General features: G+C 59.0%; 16 protein-coding genes. 13 read left to right on the forward strand and 3 right to left on the reverse strand.

The window, feature by feature from the left end:
- Positions 1 to 48 precede the first annotated feature (48 nt).
- Complete coding sequence (locus CRD20_RS04475; protein WP_187404909.1) at positions 49 to 1,881, forward strand: hypothetical protein; 1,833 nt, start codon at positions 49 to 51, stop codon at positions 1,879 to 1,881.
- Here the strand turns inward: CRD20_RS04475 and CRD20_RS04480 are convergent.
- Positions 1,861 to 3,039 carry a glycosyltransferase family 4 protein gene (locus tag CRD20_RS04480; RefSeq protein ID WP_187404910.1) on the reverse strand — a complete coding sequence of 393 codons (1,179 nt, stop codon included), beginning with the start codon at positions 3,037 to 3,039 and terminating at the stop codon, positions 1,861 to 1,863. The genes CRD20_RS04475 and CRD20_RS04480 overlap by 21 nt on opposite strands.
- A gap of 93 nt (positions 3,040 to 3,132) precedes the next feature.
- On the opposite strand from CRD20_RS04480, the gene CRD20_RS04485 reads away from it, so the two are divergent.
- The 12 genes from CRD20_RS04485 (at position 3,133) to CRD20_RS04540 (ending at position 22,561) form a co-directional block, all read left to right on the forward strand.
- Positions 3,133 to 4,032 carry a class I SAM-dependent methyltransferase gene (locus tag CRD20_RS04485; protein WP_370545889.1) on the forward strand — a complete coding sequence of 300 codons (900 nt, stop codon included), beginning with the start codon at positions 3,133 to 3,135 and terminating at the stop codon, positions 4,030 to 4,032.
- Between the two features lie 98 nt (positions 4,033 to 4,130).
- Positions 4,131 to 5,744 (forward strand): type I restriction-modification system subunit M, encoded by a 1,614-nt coding sequence (locus CRD20_RS04490; RefSeq protein ID WP_187404911.1) that lies wholly within the window; start codon positions 4,131 to 4,133, stop codon positions 5,742 to 5,744.
- Positions 5,737 to 6,786 carry a virulence RhuM family protein gene (locus tag CRD20_RS04495; protein ID WP_187404912.1) on the forward strand — a complete coding sequence of 350 codons (1,050 nt, stop codon included), beginning with the start codon at positions 5,737 to 5,739 and terminating at the stop codon, positions 6,784 to 6,786. The genes CRD20_RS04490 and CRD20_RS04495 overlap by 8 nt, the downstream gene beginning before the upstream one ends.
- Positions 6,783 to 7,955: a restriction endonuclease subunit S gene (locus CRD20_RS11295; protein ID WP_187404913.1), complete on the forward strand. Its 1,173-nt coding sequence runs from the start codon at positions 6,783 to 6,785 to the stop codon at positions 7,953 to 7,955. Before CRD20_RS04495 ends, CRD20_RS11295 begins: the two co-directional genes overlap by 4 nt.
- Positions 7,952 to 11,161 carry a type I restriction endonuclease subunit R gene (locus CRD20_RS04505; protein ID WP_187404914.1) on the forward strand — a complete coding sequence of 1,070 codons (3,210 nt, stop codon included), beginning with the start codon at positions 7,952 to 7,954 and terminating at the stop codon, positions 11,159 to 11,161. The genes CRD20_RS11295 and CRD20_RS04505 overlap by 4 nt, the downstream gene beginning before the upstream one ends.
- Positions 11,162 to 11,442: 281 nt before the next feature.
- The gene (locus tag CRD20_RS04510) at positions 11,443 to 12,678 is read left to right on the forward strand and encodes an acetyl-CoA C-acetyltransferase (RefSeq protein WP_070642665.1); all 1,236 of its coding nucleotides are present in this window, start codon (positions 11,443 to 11,445) and stop codon (positions 12,676 to 12,678) included.
- Positions 12,679 to 12,752: 74 nt separating this feature from the next.
- Entirely contained in the window at positions 12,753 to 14,984 is a 2,232-nt protein-coding gene (locus CRD20_RS04515) for a 3-hydroxyacyl-CoA dehydrogenase NAD-binding domain-containing protein (RefSeq protein WP_187404915.1), read from the forward strand.
- A 146-nt stretch (positions 14,985 to 15,130) separates the two neighbouring features.
- On the forward strand, positions 15,131 to 16,747 hold the full coding sequence (locus CRD20_RS04520; RefSeq protein ID WP_187404916.1) for a protein adenylyltransferase SelO family protein: 1,617 nt from the start codon (positions 15,131 to 15,133) through the stop codon (positions 16,745 to 16,747).
- 455 nt (positions 16,748 to 17,202) lie between these two features.
- On the forward strand, positions 17,203 to 18,948 hold the full coding sequence (locus CRD20_RS04525) for an ABC transporter substrate-binding protein (protein ID WP_187404917.1): 1,746 nt from the start codon (positions 17,203 to 17,205) through the stop codon (positions 18,946 to 18,948).
- A gap of 4 nt (positions 18,949 to 18,952) precedes the next feature.
- On the forward strand, positions 18,953 to 19,879 hold the full coding sequence (locus CRD20_RS04530; protein ID WP_016421610.1) for an ABC transporter permease: 927 nt from the start codon (positions 18,953 to 18,955) through the stop codon (positions 19,877 to 19,879).
- Positions 19,872 to 20,882 (forward strand): ABC transporter permease, encoded by a 1,011-nt coding sequence (locus tag CRD20_RS04535; RefSeq protein ID WP_187404918.1) that lies wholly within the window; start codon positions 19,872 to 19,874, stop codon positions 20,880 to 20,882. The genes CRD20_RS04530 and CRD20_RS04535 overlap by 8 nt, the downstream gene beginning before the upstream one ends.
- Positions 20,879 to 22,561 (forward strand): ABC transporter ATP-binding protein, encoded by a 1,683-nt coding sequence (locus CRD20_RS04540; RefSeq protein WP_187404919.1) that lies wholly within the window; start codon positions 20,879 to 20,881, stop codon positions 22,559 to 22,561. Before CRD20_RS04535 ends, CRD20_RS04540 begins: the two co-directional genes overlap by 4 nt.
- Before the next feature lie 201 nt (positions 22,562 to 22,762).
- On the opposite strand, the gene CRD20_RS04545 is transcribed toward CRD20_RS04540, so the two are convergent.
- Together CRD20_RS04545 and CRD20_RS04550 are read right to left on the reverse strand one after the other, a co-directional pair.
- Positions 22,763 to 23,506 carry a response regulator transcription factor gene (locus CRD20_RS04545; protein ID WP_070602356.1) on the reverse strand — a complete coding sequence of 248 codons (744 nt, stop codon included), beginning with the start codon at positions 23,504 to 23,506 and terminating at the stop codon, positions 22,763 to 22,765.
- Between the two features lie 6 nt (positions 23,507 to 23,512).
- Positions 23,513 to 26,116, reverse strand: a complete 2,604-nt coding sequence (locus CRD20_RS04550; RefSeq protein ID WP_187404920.1) for an ATP-binding protein — start codon at positions 26,114 to 26,116, stop codon at positions 23,513 to 23,515.
- Positions 26,117 to 26,121: the final 5 nt, after the last annotated feature.

A 26,121-nucleotide genomic window follows, 5' to 3' on the forward strand; every position in this document is an offset into this window, starting at 1 on the left:
ACCCTAAGTTTCACTGAGGAAAGCGAAAAATAATTTAATATAGGGCACGTGACACAACGTTTCCGCACTACTCTGACCCAGTCGGCTCGCTCTCATTCGGAGCGAGTCGCCTGGGTTTTTGTGTTGTCGTGGATTCTCCTGCTGACCGCTGCCGTGTGCTGGCCGCTCTTTGTGCCCCACAAGGCCCCGGCCGATGGTCGCTTTGGGGCACCGATGTTTCTGCTGCGCGACATGGTCATCCCCAATCACCCACCGCTTACCGACGCGGCCCTGGGACTCGGCCCCGCTGCGGCACGAGCTGTTCCGCAGGACACCGCACTGTGGGCACTGGGCTACTTTGTGGATGCCAGCCATTGGGTGCGCTTCGGCATGGTGGGCGCCTGTTTGATTGGTGGTCTTGCAGCTGCTGAGCTCGCCCGCAGGTTCACTCGCCACGGCTCGGGCACCAGTAGCGCTTCCAGTGCGGGCCTTGTACCCATGACTCCGAGCTTGGCCAGCCAGCTGATTGCACCGACGATGCTGCTCTGGAACCCGTTTGTGGTCGAGCGTTTGCTCCAGGGACAGTGGTCACTGGTCATCGCCGTATTGCTGCTTCCGGCAGTTGTTCTGGCAACACAGATGGGTAGCACCGTGTGGCGCACCAGCGCAATTGCCGCTGCGGGCCTCACACCGACCGGGGCCCTTTTGGCTGGTATCACCGGCATTGTTGCCGCGCGCAATAACCGCGACCGCGCTTGGATCGCGGCCACAACAGTAGCGGTCAGTTCACCGTGGCTGATGGCATCTTTGCTGAACCCGAGTGCAGCTGGGTCCTCCGATGTGGCGGGCGCTGCCGCATTTGCGGCCAGAGCAGAGGCACACGTCGGCACGCTCGGCAGCCTGTTGGGGTTGGGTGGCATCTGGAATAAGCAGGCTGTGCCACTGACGCGCGAGGTTGGTTTTTCGGCGATTATGGTGCTGGCACTCCTGGTGCTTATGGGTCTGGGATTCCGTCGTGTCTGGCATTCGCAAGAGCGCTGGCGGGGGCTGATTATCACTGGCGCCACGGCCATCGTGCTCGTCACTCTCGCCGCAACAACGCCGGGCATTTTGATGATGGGTTGGGCGCTGGAGCACATCCCGGGCGCGGGCCTGCTTCGTGATACGCAAAAGTGGATCGCGCTCGCCGTCCCCGCCTATGTCATCCTCGCCGCCAGCGGTGCGGAGTACCTGGCACGCCGCGCTCGCGGCGCCACCGCCAATATCGGCCAGTGGTTGGCTACTGGCGTCAGCGCGCTTATCATCATCGCCGCTGTCCCCACGCTGCCCGCCGATGTCGCTCCGCTCCGCCCCATTCCGTCATGGGAGGGCTGGTCGGCGGTTTCCGGTGTGGTCGCGCTTGACGACGATCGCGTTGCGGTTCTACCTGCCGGTTCTTACCGCATTATTGATGGGCGTCCTGTCCTCGACCCGGCCACGAAGATTTTGCCCGCTCCGGTAGTGAGCTCTGGCGAACTGATTGTCTCTGGGCAGTCGGTATCTGGCGAGGGCGCCACAACCGTTGAGCGCACGCTGCTCGGTGGTGCGAAGAGGCAGGAGGAGCTTGAGTCTGCGCTCCAGAGTCTTCGAGACCAAGGCGTTGGCTGGGTCCTAGTGGAGAACTCGCCCGGCAACTTCGGCGACTCCGCTGACATTGTGGCAGCGTTAGATCCCGTCTATGAAACCCCTGACCTGCAGCTATACCATGTCCCCGGCGTTATCGAGCCGGCCACACAACCAAGCCCGGGGGCCTATGCAGCTGCGTGGACAGCCTTTGGAATCTGGACTCTTTGCCTACTCGCTGGGCTGCTGACGGGACTACTGACTGGAGTAATGGAAGCACTACTGCCCCGCCGCAGGTAGCAGCTTGTCCAGAGTTGGGTTTTCCAAGACATTCAGAACTGCCTCGCCGGTCTTGTCCCAGCCAAATTCCGCGGCACGCGCGACGCAGGCCTTGGACATTGCGCGATGCAGTTCGTCGTTATCGAGAATCTGTCGTGTCTTGGTAATTAGGTCAGCTTCATCGCTGGCCAGCAGGCCAGTTTCACCGTCGTTGACCGAATCGCGCAAGCCCGCCGAGGAGCGGTAACCGACCGTCGGCACGCCGTGCTGCGCCGATTCGATGACGGCGAGCCCCCAGCCCTCCTTGCGCGAAGGCATCAGGTGCAGACACGCCTTGGAGAGGATGCGGTGTTTATCCGCCTCGGTGACCTGGCCGTGGAATACCACATGATCCGAAACGCCCTTGTCACGGGCATATTCCACGAGGTTGTCGTGCCACCATCCCGAGCCAATAACATCGAGAATCGCACCTGGACGATCTTGTACAAGATCTGCAAGCACATCGATGGCGTGCTCAATCTGCTTATGCGGAACCAATCGTGACAGCGTCACCAAATGCGGTGCTGGACCGTCGCACTCGGATAGGTCCGCCATGATTTCAGTCGACTGCAACTCCTCCGGAATCGGGTCCACACCATTGCGGATCACCGCGATACGCCCCGGAGACACTCCGAGTTCTACCAGTTCAGCGGCACTTGGCTCGGAAACGGTGATGTAGCGGCAGCGGCGGTGAATCATCGGCGACAGACGCGACTCGATGAACCACCCCAGCTTGCTAATAATCGGCCCTGCCACTGGCCACTGTTCACGGTGGCAGTGATGTGTCAGCAGCACCGTCGGTGCGCCGGAGAAAATCCGCGCGAAAAAGGGGACACCGTTTTGGGTGTCGACCACGACATCCGGCTGGCCGCCGAGTGCCTTGGCAATTGGCCCCACACCAAGTCGCGCACCCAGCATCGCGGTCCAGGAGCGCACGTAGACGGAGAAGTTTCCACCAGCACGGGAGAAAGTCACGCCATCACGACGCGAAAGGGCTGGTGCGCCTGGGTAGTTGGCCGTGCGGAACACCACAGTATGGCCTTGGTCGGCAAGGTAACCTGCGACGCGCTCCAAATAGCGCTCACTACCTCCACCTTCGGGATGACCAGTGTCGCGCCAACACAACAGTAAGATTTTCATAACAATATGAGCCTAACGCTCGGCGCGGCTTTCGTTGCCGCTTTAGCTCAAATCCATACTCCCAAACCCAACCAGTCCATTAGATTGTTTGACGTGACCAGCTTTCGCTTTCCCGCTTTTATCGTCCCACCTGCCCTGGAAGAGCTGCGCAGCTTTGCTACGCTGTCGCGCTCATTCGGGTTGCTCAACGACTTCAAATACGAGCAAACCGATCCCGATATCTTCTATGGACACCTGGCCGAGGACACCATTGGCCTGCTAGAAGGAATCGCAGCTGGGGCGGATGGTTCAGTGGGCGCGGTGGATGCGACGGGCACCGCTGGTACGGCGGAGTCGCCGGGCGCAGGGAGGCCGGCGGGCACGTCGTCAAGCGTTACGACGAATACCGCACTGCGTGGCAAGCGCATCCTTGATGTCGGCGGCGGCCCGGGGTACTTTGGCCGAGCATTTGCCCAGCGTGGCGTGGAATATTACACCTGTGAACCAGATGTGGGCGAGATGGCGGCGGCGGGTATCAAGCTGGAGTCGTCGGTACGCGGATCGGGGCTGGAACTGCCGTTTCGCGATGATGCTTTTGACCTGACATACTCATCGAACGTTGCCGAGCACGTGCCCGAGCCATGGACGATGGGCGAGGAAATGCTGCGCGTAACCAAGCCGGGCGGGCTGGTCGTCTACTCCTACACCATTTGGTACGGCCCATTCGGTGGTCACGAGATGGGGATGACGCACTACCTGGGTGGCGACCGCGCGCGGCGCATGTATGAGAAGAAGCACGGCAAGCGGCCGAAGAACTACTTTGGCGAGTCCCTGTTCAAGGTCGGTTGCGGTGAAGGTTTGAAGTGGGCGCACGCTGCCGCGGAGGCCGGCGACTGTGAACTGCTGGCCGCGTTTCCGCGTTACCACCCGTGGTGGGCCTGGTGGATGGTTCACGTGCCGGGGCTACGTGAGTTCGCGGTGTCGAACCTGGTGCTGGTGCTGCGGAAGCGGTAGGGGGTCAGTTTCTCTCGGAGCGTGCTCCCCTGACTTCGTATTGTCCGCAACTAAACTGGGAGCTCAAGCATTTTACTGATTGAGCGGGGATTTTCACTATGAGTGACGCGGACCGGGCACAGCTGCATAGGACGATTTGGAACATCGCCAACGATTTACGTGGCAGCGTGGATGGTTGGGATTTTAAGTCTTATGTGCTCGGCATGATGTTCTACCGCTTTATCTCGGAGAAGCTCTCCGAGTACATCGATGAGGGCGAACGCGCCGCTGGCAATGAGGACGCGGATTACGCTTCCCTTTCTGACGAGGATGCTGAATGGGGACGCGCCAGCATCGTCGAGGAAAAGGGCTACTTCATCCTCCCTTCGGAGCTGTTTGGCAATGTCCTAGCCAAAACCAACGGTGAGGGCTCCGACGAAGAATCCCGCAAGAAATCTGCGGACGCTTATCTTGAGGATCTTAACGAAACCCTTCGCATGGTTTTTGACAATATCGAAGCCTCAGCTCAAGGCACTGCCAGCGAAGCCGACTTGAAGGGGCTTTTCGATGATCTCAACCTAGACAGCAGCAAACTCGGCAACTCGGTTCTTAACCGCAATAAGAAAATCCGTGACGTAATGAAGCGTATCGCGGACATGCCACTGACCGTGAAGGCTGACGATAATTCCATCGACCTATTCGGCGACGCCTACGAGTATCTGATGGGCATGTATGCCTCTCAGGCAGGCAAGTCCGGTGGCGAATACTACACGCCGCAGGAGGTTTCGGAGCTGCTGACCCGGATTACAGTGGTAGGCAAGAAGGGCGTGAACAGGGTCTATGACCCAGCGGTCGGCTCGGGCTCACTGCTGCTGAAGTTTAAGAAGGTGCTGGGCGAAGGCGGTGTCCGCGAGGGCTACTTTGGCCAGGAGATTAACCTGACCACCTATAACCTGGCGCGCATCAACATGTTCCTGCACGATGTGAACTTCGACAATTTCGACATCGCGCTGGGCGATACTTTGACAGCCCCGGCACACTGGGACAATCAGCCGTTTGAGGCGATTGTGTCCAACCCGCCCTACTCCATTAAGTGGGAAGGCGATAATAATCCACTGTTGATTAACGACCCGCGCTACGCCCCGGCAGGTGTCCTGGCTCCGAAGTCGAAGGCCGACTTGGCGTTCACGATGCATATTCTCTCGTGGCTTGCGACGAATGGCACTGCCGCAATTGTTGAGTTCCCTGGTGTGCTTTACCGCGGCGGTGCGGAGAAGAAGATTCGAAAGTACCTGGTGGATAACAACTATGTGGATACGGTTATCCAGTTGCCGCCGGATCTTTTCTTCGGCACCACCATCGCGACCTGCATCATCGTGTTGAAGAAGTCGAAGAAGGACAATTCGGTTCTCTTCATCGATGCCTCCGCAGAGTTCGAGCGCAGTGGTAACAAGAACCGGCTGAATGAGGAGAATCAGAAGAAGATTCTGGATGCCTTCACTGCCCGCGAGGATGTGGAGTATTTCACCAAACTGGTGCCCGCTGAGGAGATTGCGGATAACGACTACAACATCGCAGTTTCCTCCTACGTCGAACCGGAGGACACCCGCGAGGTCATCGACATCGTGGAGCTGAATAAGCAGATTGTTGGCATTGTGGAGCGACAGCGCCAGCTGCGCGAGGCAATCGATGAGATTGTGGCAGATCTTGAGGGAACCCGCACAGATGTCTGACACGAACGGCGACATGAGCATGACGTCTGCGGGTGCGCTGGTGATGTTCCGCACGGACGACGGCGCTACTCGGATTGAAGTACGGCTTGTCGACGAAACCGTCTGGCTCACTCAGGCCCAGATGGTGGAGCTGTTTCAATCGTCGAAGGCGAACGTCTCCGAACATATTAGAAATGTGTTTGCGGAAGGTGAGCTTCCCAGGTCAGAGGCAACTGTTCGGAAATTCCGAACAGTTCAACTCGAAGGTTCAAGGGAAGTTTCGCGCGAGCGGGAGCACTACAACCTCGACGTGATTATCTCCGTGGGCTACCGAGTGAGGTCCTTGCGGGGTACTCAGTTCCGGCAGTGGGCGCTAGGCGTTTTGCGCGAATACCTGATTAAGGGCTTCGCCATGGATGATGAGCGGCTGAAAGAGGGCGGTGGCGGAACATACTGGCGTGAATTGCTGGAGCGCATCCGCGATATTCGCTCTAGTGAGAAGGTCATTCATCGCCAGGTTCTAGATTTGTACGCCACCAGCGTGGATTACGATCCGCGGGCCGCTGTGAGTAAGCAGTTCTTTGCGACGGTCCAGAATAAGCTTCATTTTGGTGCTCATGGCCACACGGCAGCCGAGGTGGTTTACGAACGTTCGGATGCCGCAAAGCCAAACATGGGGTTGACGAATTGGAAGGGCGAGCGCATCACCAAGGCTGAGGTGGAGATTGCCAAAAACTACCTTGCCGAGGATGAGCTAAAACGCCTGAATACCTTGGTTTCTGCCTACTTCGATGCGGCAGAATTCCGTGCGCAGATGCACCAGCCGACGTATATGGCGGACTGGATGGATCACCTCACCACAATGATTGCGGCCATGGGCGGTAAATCCTTAGAGGGAGCAGGAACGGTTTCCCACCGCCAAGCAGTACAGAAGGCCCATGAAGAATACGAGAAGTACAAAACTGTGATGGATACTCAACCCAGTGGTGTGGAGCGGGACTATCTCAAGGAAATCACTGCAGTTCAGAAGCAGATTCAGCAACCACCGAAGGAGCAGAAGTGAACCAGATCGAAAAGCTCATCGAGGAACTCTGTCCGAATGGTGTGCCTTTTATCGAACTAGGACAGTTAATAGTTAAGAACCTTGGCGGTGGAACTCCATCTCGAGCAGTCTCGTCATATTGGGGAGGGGCCATCCCCTGGGCTTCGGTTGGAGACATCACTGCAACAAAAAATACGCTAACCACCACGCGTCAGCGAATAACGGAATTAGGGCTTAACAATAGCTCGACTAAAATAATTAAATCCGGCTCGATTGTAATTGCAACTAAAATAGCGCCAGGAGAAATGCGTGTTCTCGAAAAAGATATTGCAATTAACCAAGATATTCGCGGTATAACATTAACTGAAGACATTAACCCATACTTCCTTGTTCACTTTTCGAAAACTCTTAAAATATCAGGAAATGGAACAATCGTAAAAGGCATTACAAACTCTTACGTGAAAAAGATCCCAGTCCCTCTACCGCCCTTGCCAGTACAAAATGAAATCGTAAAAATCCTCGACACCTTCCAATCGCTGGAAGCGGAGCTGGAAGCGGAGCTGGAAGCGGAGCTGGAAGCCAGGAAAAAGCAGTATGAGTTTTATCGTGACCAACTGCTGACGTTTGACTCCTCAATTCCTACACTCCCGCTCGGAAAGATTTGCTCAAAGATCTTCGCTGGAAAAGATGCCCCAATAGACATTATTCGAACAAAAGAACCCGAAGGAGAGTTTCAATACCCAGTATTCTCGAACGGTACGGGTGAATCATCTTTATACGGCTTTTCATCAAGTTATGAAGTTTCAGAACCTGCAGTTACTATTTCTGCACGAGGAACCATAGGCTTCCACACTGTACGGGAAGGTAAATTCACTCCAATCATTCGTTTATTGACACTTATACCGAATAGCGATTTAATTGGCGTACACTTCCTAAACTATTCACTTAACGTCGCTGGAATATCAAGCGATAAAGGGGGCATTCCGCAGCTTACGACGCCAGCACTCAAAAGAGTAAAAATCCCCGTCCCTCCCCTCGAAGAACAGCAGCGCATCGTAAACATTCTCGACAAGTTCGATGCACTCGTAAACGACCTCACCTCCGGCCTGCCTGCCGAAATTGAAGCTCGCCGGAAGCAATACGAGTACTACCGGGATCAACTACTGACTTTTAAGGAATTGGCGGCATGAACCAGGACGGCGTCGGCAAGCGACGAGTAACCAAGTACGATCCGATTGCTGTCGGTGAGCAGAGCACCGTCGTAGCGGAGTACAAGGCCGAGGAGCGCACCTCGGAGGACTACCAAACCGAGGCACAACTGGAGCAGGAACTCATCAACATCCTCCAGTCGCAGGCCTACGACTACCTGCCCGTCCACAGCGAAGCAGACCTCGTTGCCAACCTGCGCCGTCAACTCGAAACCCTCAATCACGTCACGTTTAGCGACGCGGAATGGGAACGGTTCTATCGCACCTGCGTCACCAGCGCCAACGACGGAATCAAGGAGAAGACCCGTCGCATCCACGAAGACCACATTCAGGTTCTTACGCGTGACGACGGCACGAGCAAAAACATCCGACTACTGGATAAAGCAAATGTCCATAACAACCGGCTGCAGGTCATTAACCAGTACGAGGTGGAAAAGGGCGAAGGCGGTGCGAAACACTCCAATCGTTACGACGTCACCATCCTGGTCAATGGCCTTCCCATGGTGCATATCGAACTCAAGCGCCGTGGCGTAGATTTGCGTGAAGCCTTTAACCAGATTAGGCGCTACCAGCGCGACTCTTTCTGGTCTGGTGACGGACTGTTCGATTATGTGCAGCTGTTTGTCATCAGTAACGGCACGCTGACCAAGTACTACTCCAACACCACCCGTGAACTACACATCAAGGAAACGGGAGGAAAAGGCCGCCCGGCGCGTGGTGCTAAGAGCTTTGAATTCACATCGTGGTGGGCTGACGCAAACAATCAACCCATCCGGGATCTTGTTGGCTTCACTAAGACATTCCTGTCCAAGCACTCGCTTCTCAATATTCTGACTAAGTTCTGCGTATTCACCGCCGCGGAAGAACTACTGGTGATGCGCCCGTACCAGATCGTCGCTGCTGAGAAGATTCTGCAACGAATTGAGATTTCCAATAACTATCGTGAACGCCTTGGCACCACCGAGGCTGGCGGCTACATCTGGCACACGACCGGTTCGGGGAAAACCCTCACCTCATTCAAAGCCGCACAGCTGGCTAGCAAACTCTCGCATGTAGATAAGGTTCTCTTCGTCGTCGACCGTAAAGACCTCGACTACCAAACCATGCGTGAGTACGACCGCTTCCAAAAGGGCGCTGCGAACTCCAACACCTCGACCGCCGTGCTGAAGAAGCAGCTGGAAGACGACGACGCATCCATCATCATCACCACAATTCAGAAGCTGTCGAACTTCATCGCAGGCAACAAACACCACGATGTCTACGGCAAGCATGTGGTCATCATCTTCGACGAATGCCACCGCTCCCAATTCGGTGACATGCACACGGCCATCACTAAGGCGTTCAAGAAATACAACCTCTTCGGTTTCACCGGAACGCCCATCTTCGCCGACAACTCCACCAGCGGCACCAAGGCCAACCTCAAAACCACCGAGCAGGCTTTCGGCAAACGACTCCACGCCTACACCATCGTTGACGCCATCACCGATAAAAATGTCCTGCCCTTCCGGATTGACTACGTCAACACCATCTCGGTTGGCAACGTTAAGGACAAGGAAGTCACAGGCATCGACACCGAAGGCGCACTCCTGGCAAAGCCACGCCTGAAAAACGTCGTCGACTACACGCTCGAACACTTCGCTCAGAAAACAAAGCGGGAAACCTTCTACGAACACCGCGTTGTCGAGAACGTATCCGCCTCAGCAAAGGCCCGGCACCGCGGTCGCATTAAGGAAATCAAGAAAGAACAACGAGTTCGGGGCTTTAACGCTATCTTCGCCACCGCTTCTGTCGATGTTGCCTACACCTACTACAACCTCTTCAAAGAAGCGCAAGCGTCACTGCCAGAAGCAGAGCGCCTGAAGATTGCCATGATTTACTCATTCGCGCCAAATGAGGCCGAAAAGGATGAGTCACCGACGATTCCGTCGTCAAGCGAAAAGAAAAACGCTGCGGCAGCTACTGCCGTGGCCGACGAGACAGGCTTGCTCCTTGAAGAAGGCATGGAGCCCGAGCAGCTACCCAAGGTTGCGCGCGATTACCTGGAAGCGGCGATTGCCGACTACAACGGGTATTTCAAGACCAACTACGACACCTCAGCCGAGAAATTCCAGAACTATTACAAAGACCTCTCCCTGCGAATGAAGAACAGGGAAGTCGATATGACCATCGTGGTCAACATGTTCCTCACCGGATTCGACGCCACTACCTTGAACACGCTGTTCGTGGACAAGAATCTGAAATACCACGGGTTGATTCAGGCATTCTCGCGTACCAACCGAATCCTCAATTCCGTCAAGACGTACGGCAACATTGTCTGCTTCCGAGACCTTGAAGACGCCACAAATCAGGCACTGCGGCTCTTCGGCGATACCAAGGCGCAAAGCGTGGTACTGCTTAAGCCCTACGCTGAGTACTTTGCCGAATATGCCAAGCTAGTGAAGCGACTGCTCCAGGAATACCCGCTGGATAAGGTCATTGTTGGCGAGAAGGCGAAGAAGGAGTTCATCAAGCTTTTCGGCGCGATTCTGCGTGTCCAAAACATCCTGACTTCCTTCGACCAATTCGCTGATGACGCGCTGTTGACGCCTCGCCAGGAGCAGGACTACCGCAGTATCTACCTCGACCTGTTCGCGGAATTCCGTACTGAAAGCGACGGGGACCGGGAATCCATTAACGACGATGTGGTCTTCGAGATGGAGCTGATTAAGCAGGTCGAGATCAACGTCGACTACATTCTCATGCTCGTCGAGCAATACCGTGAAACCCACGGCAGCGACGAAAGCGAAGAAATTCGTGCTCAGATTTCCCGTGCTGCAAACTCCAGCCCATCGCTGCGGAACAAGCGCGATCTGATTGAAGAGTTCGTCAACACAGTGAGCCTGACACAGCCTGTTGACGAGCAGTGGGAGGAATTCATCAGAACCAAACGCACGGCAGAGCTCAATGCGATTATCACTGAAGAGAAGCTGCGGATGCCCACGGCGCAATCTTTTATTGAAGAGGCGCTGACCACCGGCATTGTCAGCACGCTTGGCACCGGAATTGTTCGAATTCTTCCGCCAATGTCGCGGTTTACCCCAGGTAATGAGCGTGAAAAGGTCAAGACACGGGTGCTGCAGCGCATCCAGGCCTTTGTCGAGCGCTATCGGAACTTGGGGTTCACGGAGGATGATGGAGAGGCGGCTTGATGGTTGCGGGCAGGCGTTTGCAGGGGCCTGTAAGGGGCGGGCGTGGCAGCTGGACAGGCGTAACGATTGGACCTTCACATGACAGACCGTTACCGCCCCACTCTCGCGCCACATCACCAAAACTACTTATGTAATTACCCCCGGTTTCTCCCATAACCGCAGGTGGGAGACTACAGCGAGTCAACTTCCTCCCCAGCACCCCTCAAATCACCCCCGGCAATCCGCCATTCGTTATAGAGTGACGCACGACACTTTACGACGAATCTGTGAGGTAAAAACACATGACTTCCGCCACCATTCAGCCGGGCGGCGAAGCCTTCATCTACGAGGCAATTCGCACCCCGCGCGGCAAGGGCAAGAAGGACGGCTCCCTCCACGAGGTACGCCCGGTATCACTTCTCGTCGGCCTCATCGACGAAATTCGCAACCGCTTCCCGGATCTGGATGAAGAACGCATCAGCGACCTCATCGTTGGCTGCGTCAGCCCGGTCGGCGACCAGGGTGCGGACATTGCCCGCACCGCAGCACTCACCGCAGGTCTGCCGTACCGCACCGGCGGTGTCCAGATCAACCGCTTCTGCGCTTCCGGCCTCTCCGCCATCAACTTGGCTGCTCAGAAGGTCCGCTCCGGCATGGACGAGCTCGTCCTCGCCGGTGGCGTCGAGTCCATGTCCCGCGTGCCAATGATGTCCGACGGCGGTGCAATGGCGATGGACGCACAGGTCTCTTTCGCGACCGACTTCGTCCCGCAGGGTATCTCCGCTGACCTGATCGCATCTCTCGACGGTTTCTCCCGCGAGTCCCTCGACGAGATGGCAGCACTATCCCACGCCCGTGCCGCAAAGGCATGGTCCGAGGGTCGCTTCGACCGCTCCGTCGTCCCAGTCAAGGACGCAAACGGCCTGACCATCCTCGACCGCGATGAGACCATCCGCGAGGGTGTCTCCGCAGAGTCTCTCTCCGGCCTGCGCGCAGCCTTCACCATGATGGGTGAGCAGGGCGGCTTCGACGCAGTTGCACTGAAGAAGTACCCGCAGCTTGAGCGCATCAACCACGTCCACCACGCAGGTAACTCCTCCGGCATCGTCGACGGCGCTGCACTGACTCTGGTTGGTTCTGAGAAGGCCGGCGCAGACATGGGTCTGACGCCACGCGCACGCGTTGTCGCCACCGCCGTTAATGGTGTCGAGCCGACCATCATGCTCACCGGTATCGAACCGGCTGTTCGCGAGGCTCTGGCCAAGGCCAACCTGACCGTCGACGATATCGACGTCTGGGAAATCAACGAGGCGTTTGCCGCCGTCGTCAAGCACGCTCAGCAGAACCTGGGCATCGACTACGAGAAGCTCAACATCAACGGTGGCGCAATGGCCATGGGTCACCCGCTGGGTGCAACCGGTGCCATGATCACCGGCGCCGCAATCGACGAGCTGCACCGCACCGGTGGCCGCTACGCCCTCATCTCGCTCTGCGTGGCTGGCGGCATGGGTGTTGCAACCATCATCGAGCGCGTCTAAAGCAAACCGGAACGAAACTCACAGCGACAATTACCGCGGTCACACCGCGATAACCACAAAGGACTGACTGATTTATGAGCACAGATAACATGTTCCGGTGGGATCAGGACGACGCCGGAATCGTCACCCTCACCATGGATGACCCGAATGCGTCGGTCAACACCATGAACAAGACTTTCCAGGACGACATCCGCGCCACCGTGGAGCGCCTAGAAAACGAAATTGGCGACGGCTCTGAGACCTCCATCAAGGGCATCATCATCACCTCTGCGAAAAAGACCTTCTTCGCAGGCGGCGACATCAAGCAGATGTCCAAGGCCACTGAGGACGATGCAGCTGACATGTTCAACATGGTCGAGGACATGAAGGCCTCCCTGCGTCGCCTGGAGAAACTCCCGGTGCCGATTGTTGCCGCCATCAACGGCGCAGCACTGGGCGGCGGCCTCGAGGTCGCGCTGGCTGCTAACCACCGCGTTGCGGCTGATGCCCGCGGTTCCAAGATTGGCCTGCCAGAGGTCACCCTCGGCCTCCTGCCGGGTGGCGGCGGTGTCTCCCGCGTCGTTCGCATGCTGGGTATTCAGGACGCGCTGATGAAGGTCATTCTGACCGGCGCTCAGATGAACCCGGGCAAGGCCCTCGCAGCTGGTCTCGTTGACGAGGTTGTTGCTCCGGAGCAGCTCATTGACACTGCTCGAGCATGGCTGACCAGCGAAGATACCAAGGCCGCACAGCCGTGGGACGAGAAGGGCTTCAAGATTCCGGGCGGCGACCCGAAGACTCCTAAGTTCGCAATGAACCTGCCGTCCTTCCCGGCAAACCTGACCAAGCAGCTCAAGGGCTCCCCGATGAAGGCTCCGCGCCTTGCGATGCAGGCTGCCATCGAGGGCTCTCAGGTCGACATCGACACCGCACTGCGTATCGAGTCCCGCTACTTCACCGAGCTGGTCACCGGCACTCAGTCGAAGAACATGATGCAGGCGTTCTTCTTCGACCTCAATCACGCTCAGGGCGGCGGCTCCCGCCCGCTGCAGGCTGACGGCACCCCGTACCCGAAGCGCGAGTTCAAGAAGGTTGCCGTTGTCGGCGCCGGCATGATGGGCGCAGGTATCGCCTACGTGTGCGCAAAGGCTGGCATGGAAGTTGTCCTGAAAGACATCTCCCTCGAGAACGCCGAGCGCGGCAAGGCCTACTCCGAGGGGCTGGAGGCAAAGGCTCTCAAGCGCGGTCGCACCACCGAGGAGAAGTCCGCAGCGCTGCTGAACCGCATCAAGCCGACCGAGTCCTACGACGACCTCTCCGATGTCGACCTGGTCATCGAAGCCGTCTTCGAGAACACCGACCTCAAGCACAAGGTTCACGCCGAGATCGAGGCCGCAGTTCCGGAGACCTGCATCCTGGGCTCCAACACCTCCACCCTTCCGATCACCGAGCTGGCTTCCCACGTCAAGCGTGAGAAGGACTTCATCGGCCTGCACTTCTTCTCCCCGGTGGACAAGATGCAGCTGATTGAGATCATCTCCGGCGACAACACCGACCCGGCTATCCTCGCCGCTTCGCTGGACTTCGCTGTTGCAATCCGCAAGATCCCGATTGTTGTCACCGACTCCCGCGGTTTCTACACCTCCCGCGTCATCGGCACCGTCATCAACGAGGCCCTGCGCATGGTCGCTGAGGGCTACGACCCGGCCATCATCGAGGCCGCTGGTCGCCAGGCCGGTTACCCGGCACCGCAGCTCCAGCTTGCCGACGAGCTTAACCTCAAACTCATGGAGAAGATCGCTGGCGAGACCCGTGCTGCCGCCGAGGCTGCAGGTCAGACCTTGGACGAGGGCGGCGTACCGGCTCTGGTCGAGGCCATGCTGCACAAGTTCGAGCGCCCGGGCAAGCTCGAGGGTAAGGGCTTCTACGAGTACGTCGACGGCAAGCGCTCCGGTCTCTGGCCGGGCCTGTTCAACGAGCTCCGCGAGGAGCTGAACATCACCCCGATTGCTCCGGAGGACACCGACCTGCAGGAGCTGGTTGACCGCATGCTCTTCATCGAGGCCATCGAGACTCAGAAGTGCGTCGACGAGGGCGTTCTGCTTCACGACGCCGACGGCAACATCGGCTCCATCTTCGGTATCGGCTACCCGGCCTGGACCGGTGGTACTCGCCAGTTCATTAAGAACTACGACGGCGCCACTGTTGTCGACCCGGCCGCAGCTCACCCGGAGCGCCGCGGTGTCGCGGGCTTCGTCGAGCGCGCCGAAGAGCTGGCCGCGAAGCACGGCGAGCGCTTCAACGCCCCGGAGTCCCTGAAGAAGTAGGGCTACCCCGAGCGCACCCACCCCGGTTGCTGGAATTGTTCCAGTAACCGGGGTTTTTCCGCCTTCGAGGCCACCTCAACGTGCGTAGCACCGCTGAACGCACCAGCACGCCCACTCTAATCCGGCCTACCCGTTAAACTGCGCACATGGCTAGAAACGTCGCTGATCTGCCCACCGCACTGCCTGAACTCGCTATCGACCAGCAGGGGTTTGACGCCCCATCGCCGCAGCTGGTCATGCTTAACGACGAGCTCGCGACCCAACTCGGTCTCTCCCCACAGTGGCTCCGGTCAGACGCTGGCCTGAAGTTCCTCACTGGCCACGGAGTCGGCCAGGAAACCGATACCCCACCCGGCGCATACACAGCCCCGGTGGCCACGGCCTATGCCGGCCACCAGTTCGGCAACTTCGCAGGCCTACTCGGCGATGGTCGCGCGCTCTTGCTCGCCACAGTTGAGGCTGAACCGGGGCTGACCGGGCTTCCCTGGCAGGCCAACCAGCCCGACTGCCCCAAAGAGACAACCCACAGCGACAACACCCAGGCCTACGAGATCCAGGCGAAAGGCACCGGCCCCACGCCCTTCTCCCGTGGCGGTGACGGCAAGGCCACACTGACCTCCGCCCTGCGGGAGTACCTCATCAGCGAGGCCATGTATGCGCTCGGCATCCCCACCACCCGCGCGCTGGCGGTCATAAAAACCGGCGAAGAGATTTACCGCGGCTCGCAAACCCCATTCGACAACACCGACCCCACCACCGAACTTCAACCGGGCGGTATCGTCGTGCGCGTAGCATCCAGCCACCTGCGAGTTGGCACATTCGAGCTCGTCTCACGCTCCGGAGCGGACACCGGAATCATGGATCGGCTCATCGAGTTCGCCACGCAGCGGCACGGCTACGAGGGTTCGGCGGAGTCGGTTCTCCGGGACGTCGTCAAGCGGCAAGCCAATCTCGTTGCGGCATGGTTGGCCTGCGGTTTTGCTCACGGCGTGATGAACACCGACAATGCCAGCATCGCGGGCGAGACCATCGACTTCGGGCCGTGTGCGTTTCTGGATGCGCACGATCCGCGGGCGGTGTTTAGCAGCATTGATCACGGCGGTCGGTACGCGTACGGCGCGCAGCCGACGATTGCCGGGTGGAACATGTCGAAGCTCGCGGAGACTTTGCTACCGCATTTCGCAGGCACCCCGGAGGATGCCCTCGCACGCGCCCGCGACATCCTGGGCGAATTCGCCGACGAGTTCACCGCTGCGCTCAGCCGCAGGTGGCTACCAAAGTTGGGGATTCTCCCCTCGCTTTACGACGACCCGCTGGCCATCCCCCTGGTGCAGCAGTGGCAGGCGTTGCTGGCGAAGTTTGGGCTCGATCATACGAATGCTCATCGGGCGCTGATTGAGGTTCTGGCCGATGGTGATGAGGATACAGTTGCTGCGTTGGCTGCGCTGACCAGGCTGACCGCTGATCCTGCGTTCCCCGCCGCCGCGGCTGAGTGGGGGCAGTTGTGGAAGCGGACGCGGAAGGAGCTGGGAATCGACCAGACGACGGCCCTGACACTTATGGAGGAAACGAATCCGCTGTATATTCCGCGAAACTACCTGGTCACGGAAGCGTTAGCGGCGGCAGGGGCGGGGGATCTGACCGACTACCGGCACCTGCTGGAGGCGGTAACCAACCCCTTTGAGTCGCAAGACGTCCCAGCGGGGTTCACGGAGCCGGCACCGCGGGAGTTGGGTGCTTTCCACTCGTACTGCGGGACTTAATGCGCTGTCCTTCCTCCAAAGCCCACTTCACGACACGGGTGTCACCTCGTGCCAGCTGTGGAGGTGGCATGAGGTGACATAGCTGTCGTGAAGTCGCGGATGGGGTCCGGACAGGAGCCCAGCGGTGGGACAGTCAGAAATTCAGCAGCCTCAACCCCTGCGGGGGTGCCAGGATGTTACAACGTTGCACCACTGCACAGGATTAACTCCCCAATCGAGGGTGAAAAACACCGTCAAATAAGGGATGATTCGCCTGATTAATACTCATATGTTTTTTGGACTTGTATGGTTAGAGACTGTATTGAACGGTCGTATCCAAACCTTAGAGTCCACCACACCCAAGTTGTCACCACCACCATTGCTTATGCAGGTGGGAGGTGGGTATCTAAGTCATTTGGAGTGAGCCGATTGCCAAATTCATATCGCCTATCTGGCAGAATCTAGAAAGGCTCGCGATGCATAGACCCGTTGCCTCCGGCCCCTTCCACACCCGGCAGAAACTCCGGCGGAAGCTCCGACAGCGAGAGAAGTCCCGTGCCACAAAACTGCACGCAACAACGCTCAGCGGAAAAGGAAAGTTCACGCTGCATGTCCGCCAGATCCTGGCGGCTTTGCTGATAATCGCCTTGCCAGGAGCCGCGCTCGCTGCCTGCAGCACTGACCAGCAACAGGTCGGCGCGGGGTTCATTGTGGTCCAGAACTCCGAACCACAGTCGCCGCTGTACACCACTGACACCAATGAAACCGGTGGTGGCGATATCCTCCGCATGCTCTACTCGGGTCTGGTGCGCTACGACACCGACGGCTCGATGATCCTGGATCATGCGGCAGAAATTAAGCCCAACGAGGACTCGACCCATTTCGACATCACGCTGAAACCGGGCTGGACCTTCCACAACGGCGAACCAGTCACCGCGCAGAGCTACATCGATGCCTGGAATTACGCTGCCTACGGACCGAACCTGCAGAAGCAGCAGTCCTTCTTCGCCAACGTGCAGGGTTTTGATGCTGTTTCGGGAGAAAAGGCCACGGAGAAAACACTCTCCGGCCTGAAAAAGGTCGATGACCTGAGGTTCACCGTGGATCTGACCAACCCAGATTCTTCCTTCCCGCTCAGCCTCGGCTATGTCGCGTTTATGCCGCTGCCGAAGGCCGCGTTCGAAGACAAGAAGGCTTTCGGTGAACACCCAATCGGCAATGGACCGTACAAGATGGCCGAAGGCCGCGCTTGGCTGCACAACAACCAGCTAACTGTGGTTCGCAATGATGACTTCGCCGGTGAGCACAAGGCCCGTAACAACGGCCTGGTATACCGCTTCTACTCGGACGTGGACACCGCATATGCAGACCTCCAGGCCGGCCGCCTGGACACGCTGCCACGCACAATTCCGCCAACGGCTCTCGCCAGCTTCCAAACCGACTTCCCCGACTCCAGCGCAAACGTCCCGACCTCCTCTTCGCAGTACTTCGCAATTCCGCGAAATCTGCCAGGTTTTTCGGGTGAAGAGGGCAAGCTTCGTCGTCAAGCGATTTCCATGGCGATTGACCGGAAACTAATCACTGAGAAGATTTTCTTCGACACCCGCACCCCGGCGCGCGAGTTCAGCTCGTTGACGCTCGGCGACCTTGACCCGAACGTACCTGGCCAAGAGGTGCTGGAATACAACCCGAAGAAGGCCCGCCAACTGTGGGCCGAAGCCAACAAAATTGCGCCGTTTACCGGCTCGTTCGACATTGCCTACAACGCCGACGGAGGACACCAGCAGTGGGTCGAAGCGGTGACCAACATGATTGGCGAGACCCTCGGCATCGATTCCCACGGCAAGGCCTACCCGACCTTCAAGCAGCTGCGCGATGAAATCTCCAACGAGACCATCACCAGCGGCTACCGCACTGGCTGGTCAGCGGACTACCCGTCAGTGGCCAACTACATGATCCCGCAGTTCGTCACCGGTGGTTCCTCGAATGACAACCACTACTCCAATCCGGAGTTCGACAAGCTGATTCAAGAGGCGGCCTCGGCAAAGAGCCCAGAAGACGCTAAGCCGATTTATGTCAAGGCTCAGTCGGTGTTGATGGAAGATTTGCCTGCAATCCCGCTGTGGTACCCGAATGCTTCGGTGGCGTGGAATCCGAAGCTGCGTAACCCCGTGGTGATGTGGGACGGCATCTTGGACTACCCAATGATTGAGAAGGACTAGCACCATGGGTTGGTATATCGGAAAGAGACTCCTGCAGATGGTGCCGGTTTTCTTCGGTGCCACACTGCTGATTTATGCAATGGTCTTCGCCATGCCAGGCGACCCCATCGCTGCACTAGCTGGCGATAAGCAGCTGCCACCGGAGCAGGTCGCAGCACTGCGCGCCCACTACCACCTGGATGAGCCTTTCCTCGTCCAGTACTGGGAGTACCTCAAGGGCCTGTTCACCCTGGATATGGGCGAGACCTTCTCCGGTCGCTCGGTCGGCGAGGAAATCGCGCTGGCCTTCCCTATTACAATTCGCCTGGCTCTGATGGCCGTTGCCATTGAGGCCATTTTCGGTATCGGCCTCGGCGTTATTGCCGGTATGCGCAAGGGCGGCTTCTTCGACTCCACCGTTCTGGTGATGTCCCTGCTGGTTATCGCAACTCCGACCTTCGTGCTCGGCTTCGTGGCCCGCTACCTCTTCGGTGTGCGCTGGGAGATTGTCTCCCCCACCGTTGGTAGCGATGCCTCCTTTACCTCCCTGCTGCTGCCGGCATTCGTGCTGGGTCTCGTCTCGGTTGCTTATGTTCTGCGACTGACGCGCTCCGAGGTCTCGTCGGCACGCCATGCTGACTTCGTACGCACTGCCCGCGCCAAGGGCTTGCCAACCTCTGAAGTCACCCGTCGCCACATCTTGCGCAACTCGCTAATTCCCGTTGTGACCTTCATCGGCGCTGATCTCGCTGCTCTGATGGGTGGCGCAATTGTCACCGAGGGCATCTTCAACGTGCCCGGTATCGGTGGCCTGATCTTCCACGCCGTCCAGATTGGTGAAGCTCCCACCGTGGTCAGCATCGTGACCATCCTGGTGGTTATTTACATGTTCGCCAACTTGCTCATCGACTTGCTCTACGCAGTCCTGGATCCGAGGATTCGTTATGCCTAAGCCAGATTCGACGCAGTTAGATTCGACTCAGCCAGAAAAGCAGTCCAACGCCGCGCATACCGGCACCGCACAGTCCGGCACCACCCAGGCCAACGCCGCACAGGCACCAAACCCGGCGACGAACCCCGACCACAAGCAGTTGCCGGATACCCCACCACTGGGGCTCTGGGGTTCGGCCTGGCAGAACCTGCGTTACCGCCCACTGTTCTGGGTTTCCGCATTCATTATTTTGCTCTCCATCGCAGTGGCCGCATTCCCGTCGCTGTTCACCTCTGTGGACCCGACGGCGGCAAACCTGCGTGACTCGCTGGCCCCAACCCGCGACGGCCACCCGATGGGCTTCACTCAGCAGGGCTACGACGTCTACGCCCGTGTCATCTACGGTGCCCGCGCCTCGGTCATCGTCGGCATCGGCGTCACCCTGGCCGTGACCGTGGTGGGCATCATCCTCGGTGCCATCGCTGGCTATCTCGGCGGTTGGGTCGACGCGGTGCTCTCCCGCATCACGGACATGTTCTTTGCCATCCCCCTGATTCTCGCCGGCATCGTGCTGATGCAGCTGTTTACCGAACGCACCATCTGGTCCGTGGTCTTCGTGCTCGCTGCTTTCGGCTGGCCGCAGATGGCGCGCGTGGTGCGTTCCTCGGTGATCTCGGTGAAGAACGAGGAATACGTCACCGCCTCCAAGGCGCTCGGTCTGTCCAGCACCGGCATTCTCTTCCGCCATGTGCTGCCGAACTGCCTCGCCCCTGTCATCGTCATGGCCACGACCTCACTGGGTATTTACATCGTCGCCGAGGCCACGCTGTCCTATCTGGGCATTGGCCTGCCGACGACCACCGTTTCCTGGGGCAACGACATCTCTGTCGCACAGCAGGTGCTCCGCCAGGCCCCGTCCAACCTGTTCTGGCCAGCACTCGCCCTGGCGATTACCGTTCTCGGCTTCATCCTCATGGGTGACGCTTTGAAGGATTCTCTCGACCCGAAGGAGCGTCGTCGATGAGCACCGACACCAATACTTCCGCAGCGCCCATTCTCACCTTGAAGGATGTCTGCATTGGCTTTCCGACGACCACAGCGTCCGGCCGCCGCAGTAAATCGTTGACCGATGTGGTGCATGACGTCGACCTGGAGGTTTTCCCCGGTGAGACGGTCGCCATTGTCGGCGAGTCCGGCTCGGGTAAGTCCACCACTGTCCACGCCGCGCTGGGACTGTTGCCCGGTGATGGTGAAGTCACCGGTGGCACCATCACCTTCGATGGCCGTGACATCACACACCTGACCGACCGCGAGTTTGTTAGCATCCGCGGCAACGGCATCGGCCTGGTTCCGCAGGACCCGATGACCAATCTCAATCCGGTGTGGACCGTCGGTTCCCAGATTAAGGAGGCGCTGCGAGCCAATAACATCGCCACCGGCTCCGAGGCCCACAAAAAGGCGATTGAGCTGCTGGAACAGGCCGGACTGCCGAATGCTAAGAAGCGCATCGACCAGTACCCGCACGAGTTCTCCGGTGGTATGCGCCAGCGCGCGCTTATCGCGATGGGCTTGGCCGCGCACCCAAAGCTGCTGATTGCCGATGAGCCCACTTCCGCTCTCGACGTGACCGTGGCGAAGAAGATCCTCGACCACCTCGACAAGCTCACTAGCGAACTCGGCACGTCCGTGGTGCTTATTACCCATGACCTCGGTTTGGCTGCCGAGCGCGCTGACCGACTCGTCGTTATGCAAGCAGGACGTGTCGTGGAGACCGGCCCTGCCCTGCAAGTTCTCACCCGCCCGCAGCATCCATACACCAAGCAGCTAATCGCGGCGGCTCCATCGCTGGCTGCCCGGCGCGGTGATCGCGTGGTGGCGGCGCCGACGACATCGGATGCGGACCAGAAGGAGATTCTGGTCGCGAAGAACTTGGTGCGCGACTTCGCCATCCGCGGCGACCGTCCGTGGCGCAAGGATTCCTTCCGCGCCGTCGATGACATCAGCTTTACGCTGCGTCGCGGTCGCACCATCGGAATCGTGGGCGAATCCGGTTCGGGTAAGTCCACTGTCGCCAACATGGCGCTGGGTCTGCTCGATCCGACCGAAGGCGAAGTGCTTTTCGACGGCAAACGCGTCCAGGGCCGGAATCGTAAAGAGGAGCTGGAGCTGCGGCGTCGCATTCAGCCGATTTTCCAGAACCCGTATGCGACGCTGGACCCGATGCGCACGGTGCATTCCTCCATCGAGGAGCCGCTGCGGATTCACAAGATTGGCACCAAGCAGGAGCGTGAGCAGCGCGTATTCGAGCTTCTCGACCGCGTGGCACTGCCAGCCGAGATGGGACGCCGCTTCCCCGGTGAGCTCTCCGGCGGTCAGCGTCAGCGCGTGGCAGTCGCGCGTGCGCTGGCGCTGAATCCTGAGGTTGTGGTCTGTGACGAGGCCGTTTCCGCCCTCGACGTGGTGGTGCAGGCGCAGGTGCTCGAGTTGCTGGCTGAGCTGCAGGAAGAGCTGGACCTGGCCTACCTGTTCATCACGCATGACCTCGCGGTGGTGCGCCAGGTAGCCGATGAAATCATCGTGATGGAGCACGGCAAGATGGTTGAACACCGTCCGACCGACGATCTCTTCGATCACCCGGAGAAGGAATACACCCAGCGGCTGCTGGACGCCATCCCAGGTGCGTCGTTGGATTTGGATCTGTAGCTGGGCGGTGGCCTGTTTCCCTAGGGCACTTCGCTCCGCCCCCCTTCTGGGCCACTTCACGACACAGGCGTCACCTCGTGCCAGCTGTGGAGGCGGCATGAGGTGACATAGGTGTCGTGAAGTCGCGAGGAGAGGCAGGCAGGCGAGCGGGAAGGCGGGAACGTGCAGGCGGGCAAGCAAGAACGGGCAAGCAGCCGGCTGCTACTCCTCGTCCAGCACCATGCGATAACCGACCCCCACCTCAGTGCGCAAGTACTTGTTGTGAGCCTGCTGAGGCTCAATCTTGTGGCGCAGCTGGGAGATGTAAACGCGCAGGTAGTTGGTCTCTTTTTCGTACTGGCCACCCCAGACGGCCTTGAGAAGCTCCAGTTTGGTCACCAGTTCGCCACGATGCTGCACCAGGTAGACCAGGATGTCCCACTCGCGCGGGGTCAGATGCACGAGCTCGTCCGCCACGAGAACTTGCCGTTTGGCCAGGTCAACCATTAGATGACCATCTGCGGAGGTCACCTTCGGCACCTCTTCGACCACTACTTTGCTAGCACGCCGCATGGTTGAACGCAGCCGAGCCAACAACTCCCCCATCGAGAAAGGCTTGGTGACGTAGTCATCGGCCCCTTCATTGAGGGCGTTGATTTTCCCCGCCTCGTCGTGACGTGCGGAGACAATCAGCACTGGAATATCGCTCCACCTGCGCAAAGAACGCAGAACTTCCAGGCCACTGACATCGGGCAAGCCCAGATCCAGGAGAACGGCGTCGGGCTTCCACTCGCTGACCGCGGCTAACGCCCGCGTGGCCGTTTGCGCGACACGTGGCTCGTAACCGCGGGCTTTTAAACTGACAAGCACAGTGCGGGCCATGGCGACATCATCCTCGACGATGAGTATCTTTCGCCCGGGTTTGTTGCCAGCCTGACCAGCGGGTTGTCCTGAACTGAGATTCATGGAATCCTACTTTCTCTCGCCCATTGCACGCGGCAACGTCAGCACGAAGGTAGCACCGCCGCCGGGTGTCTGTTCGGCGCGGATGGCGCCTCCCATGGCGTCGGCAAAACGCGAGGCGGCGGCAAGTCCCAGACCAAGGCCCTGAGATTGTGCCGAGTAGTCGCCAAGGCGTTGGAACGGTTGAAAAATCTCCTCCAACTTATCCTCCGGGATGCCCTTACCGTGGTCAATGATCAAAATGTCTATGCATGCGCTCGCAGCGATAGCACCCAGCGAGCCCATAACCGGCATGTCGGCGGGACCGCGCACACCGCGCTCGCTGGGCCGCGTACGAATGGTCAGGCTCGACTCCGGTGCGTACTGACGGCCGTTGATGACGATGTTGGAAACAATGCGCTGGATCAGCCCAGGATCGCCTTCCACCATGCAGGCGTCATGGTCAATATCGCGGTCAATGTGACCTGCGGCTTCCGGCAGCTCCGCACATACCGCGTCCACAACATCGGAGACGCTAACCGGCACACTTTCCACCCGCTTGGTGCTGGAGTCGATGCGGCTGGCATCGAGTAGGTTGCCAATGACCACCTCTAGGCGGTCAGCGGAACTCTCGATTGTCTCCATGAGGATGAGACGCGTTTCGTCGTCAAGCTCGACGTCCTCCATGTTCATGCTGGAGATCGCAGCCTTGATGCTGGCCAGCGGTGTGCGCAGGTCATGTGAAACGGCGGTCAGCACCGCGCTGCCCACGCGGTTGCCCGCCTCGAGGGCAGCGGTGGCGCGGCGCATCGCGGCGATCTCCTCCATGTCCATGAGCGCCCGGATGCGGGAACCGTGAGCCGCAATCATGGCGGTCTCCGCGGCGGTGAGTTCGCGCCCGCTGAGCACAAAGCGCAGATCATCGCCGGAGCTGACCTTGGTCATCGGCAGCTCTGTCGTCCATGGTTCGGACAAGCCGTGTTCTGCGGTGGTGACAATGGTCAACCACTTCTTGCGCTCTGAAGAGTAACGCTGCACGTCCACACGCTCCATCGAGAACGTATCCGCCAAGCTGTGGACCAGGTTGGACATGTTGTCGCCATCGTGGACGACACCGTGTGCCAACTCGGACATTACGACTGCCTGATGCAGACTCCTGTCCGCCATCTCTCGGCGGCGCTCGGAACGTTCCACCACCGTCGCCACAGCCGCGGCAATCACACCGAAGAGCAGGATTTGCGCCAAGCTAGCCGGCTCGGTGATGGTCAGGGTGTTCACCGGAGCGGTGAAGTACCAGTTCGCCAGTATTGAGGCGACCACCACTGCCGCCAGCGCCGGCACCAATCCTGCCGCCATCGCGGCGAAGACTATCGGCATCAGGTAGGTCAGCAGCAGCACGCCCAGGAACTCCGGGCCGGTGTCCAGCTGGTAAAGCAGCAACGTCAACAGCACTGGCCCCACCAGCGCCAGGAGCCACCCCGTGATGCGTCGCTCCTTGGAAAAGCGAGAGCGCAGTTTCTTGCGCCGCTTAGCTTTCTTCTCTGAGCTCGAGGAGATGATGTGCACATCGATAGGCCCGGCCTGATCAATGATGCGCTGGGAAGTACTCAACCCCACATAGCGTCGCAACCCCAGCTCCGATCCGATGACCAGCTGCGATGCATTCACCGTGCGGGAGAACTCCAGCAGGATGCCCGGCACATCATCGCCCACGATGGTACGCCACTGCCCACCCAGCGACTCGGTGAGGTCCTGCAGTTTTCGCAGTCGACGCAAGTAGCCGCGGTCGAGGCCATCGTCATCACCGGTAATGTGCACGACAATCATCTCGCGGCCGGCCACGCGACCGGTCATACGAGCACCGCGACGAATCATGGCCTCGGCGTTGTTGTCATCACGCACCGCTACCACCACACGCTCGCGGGTAGTCCAATGATCGTCGATCTCCTCATCTTCGCGGTAGGAGTCCAGAACCTCTTCGACCTTGTCGGCCAGCCACAGCAGTGCCAGCTCACGCAGGGCGCTGAGGTTGCCGGGTCGGAAGTACTTCCGCAGCGCCAGTTCCGCTTGCTCCTTGCGGTAGATTTCGCCGCGGGACAGTCGGATACGCAGGGCATCCGGGCTTAAGTCGATGAGCTCAATCTCGTCCGCATCGCGGAGGACACGGTCGGGCACCGTCTCCATTTGGCGCACGCCGGTGACGGCCGCAACGACGTCGTTAAGCGATTCCAGGTGCTGGATGTTCATCGTCGAGATGACATCGATGCCTGCGTCGAGAAGCTGGTAGACATCGTGCCAGCGCTTGCGTTGCTGAACGAACTCGTTGTCCGGCTCATCGGTGACGACGGTGTGCGCGAGCTCGTCGACGAGGGCGACCTCAGGATGCATCTCGATAATCGCATCAACATCCAGCTCACGATAGGTGTTGCCTCGGTAGGACACCTTTCGGCAATCCAACACCGGCAGGCCTTCGATGAGCTTCTTCGTCCGCTCGCGACCGTGGTGCTCCACCAGCCCAACGACTACCTCGTGCCCGCGGGAGTACAGATCGTGCCCCTCGCTCAGCATGGCGCACGTTTTGCCCACGCCCGGGGCAAACCCCAGGTAGACCTTCAGTTTTCCTCGCTTGGCCATTTCTT

The sequence above is a fragment of the Corynebacterium sp. LK33 genome (assembly GCF_014334955.1).
Lineage (GTDB): Bacteria > Actinomycetota > Actinomycetes > Mycobacteriales > Mycobacteriaceae > Corynebacterium > Corynebacterium jeikeium_D.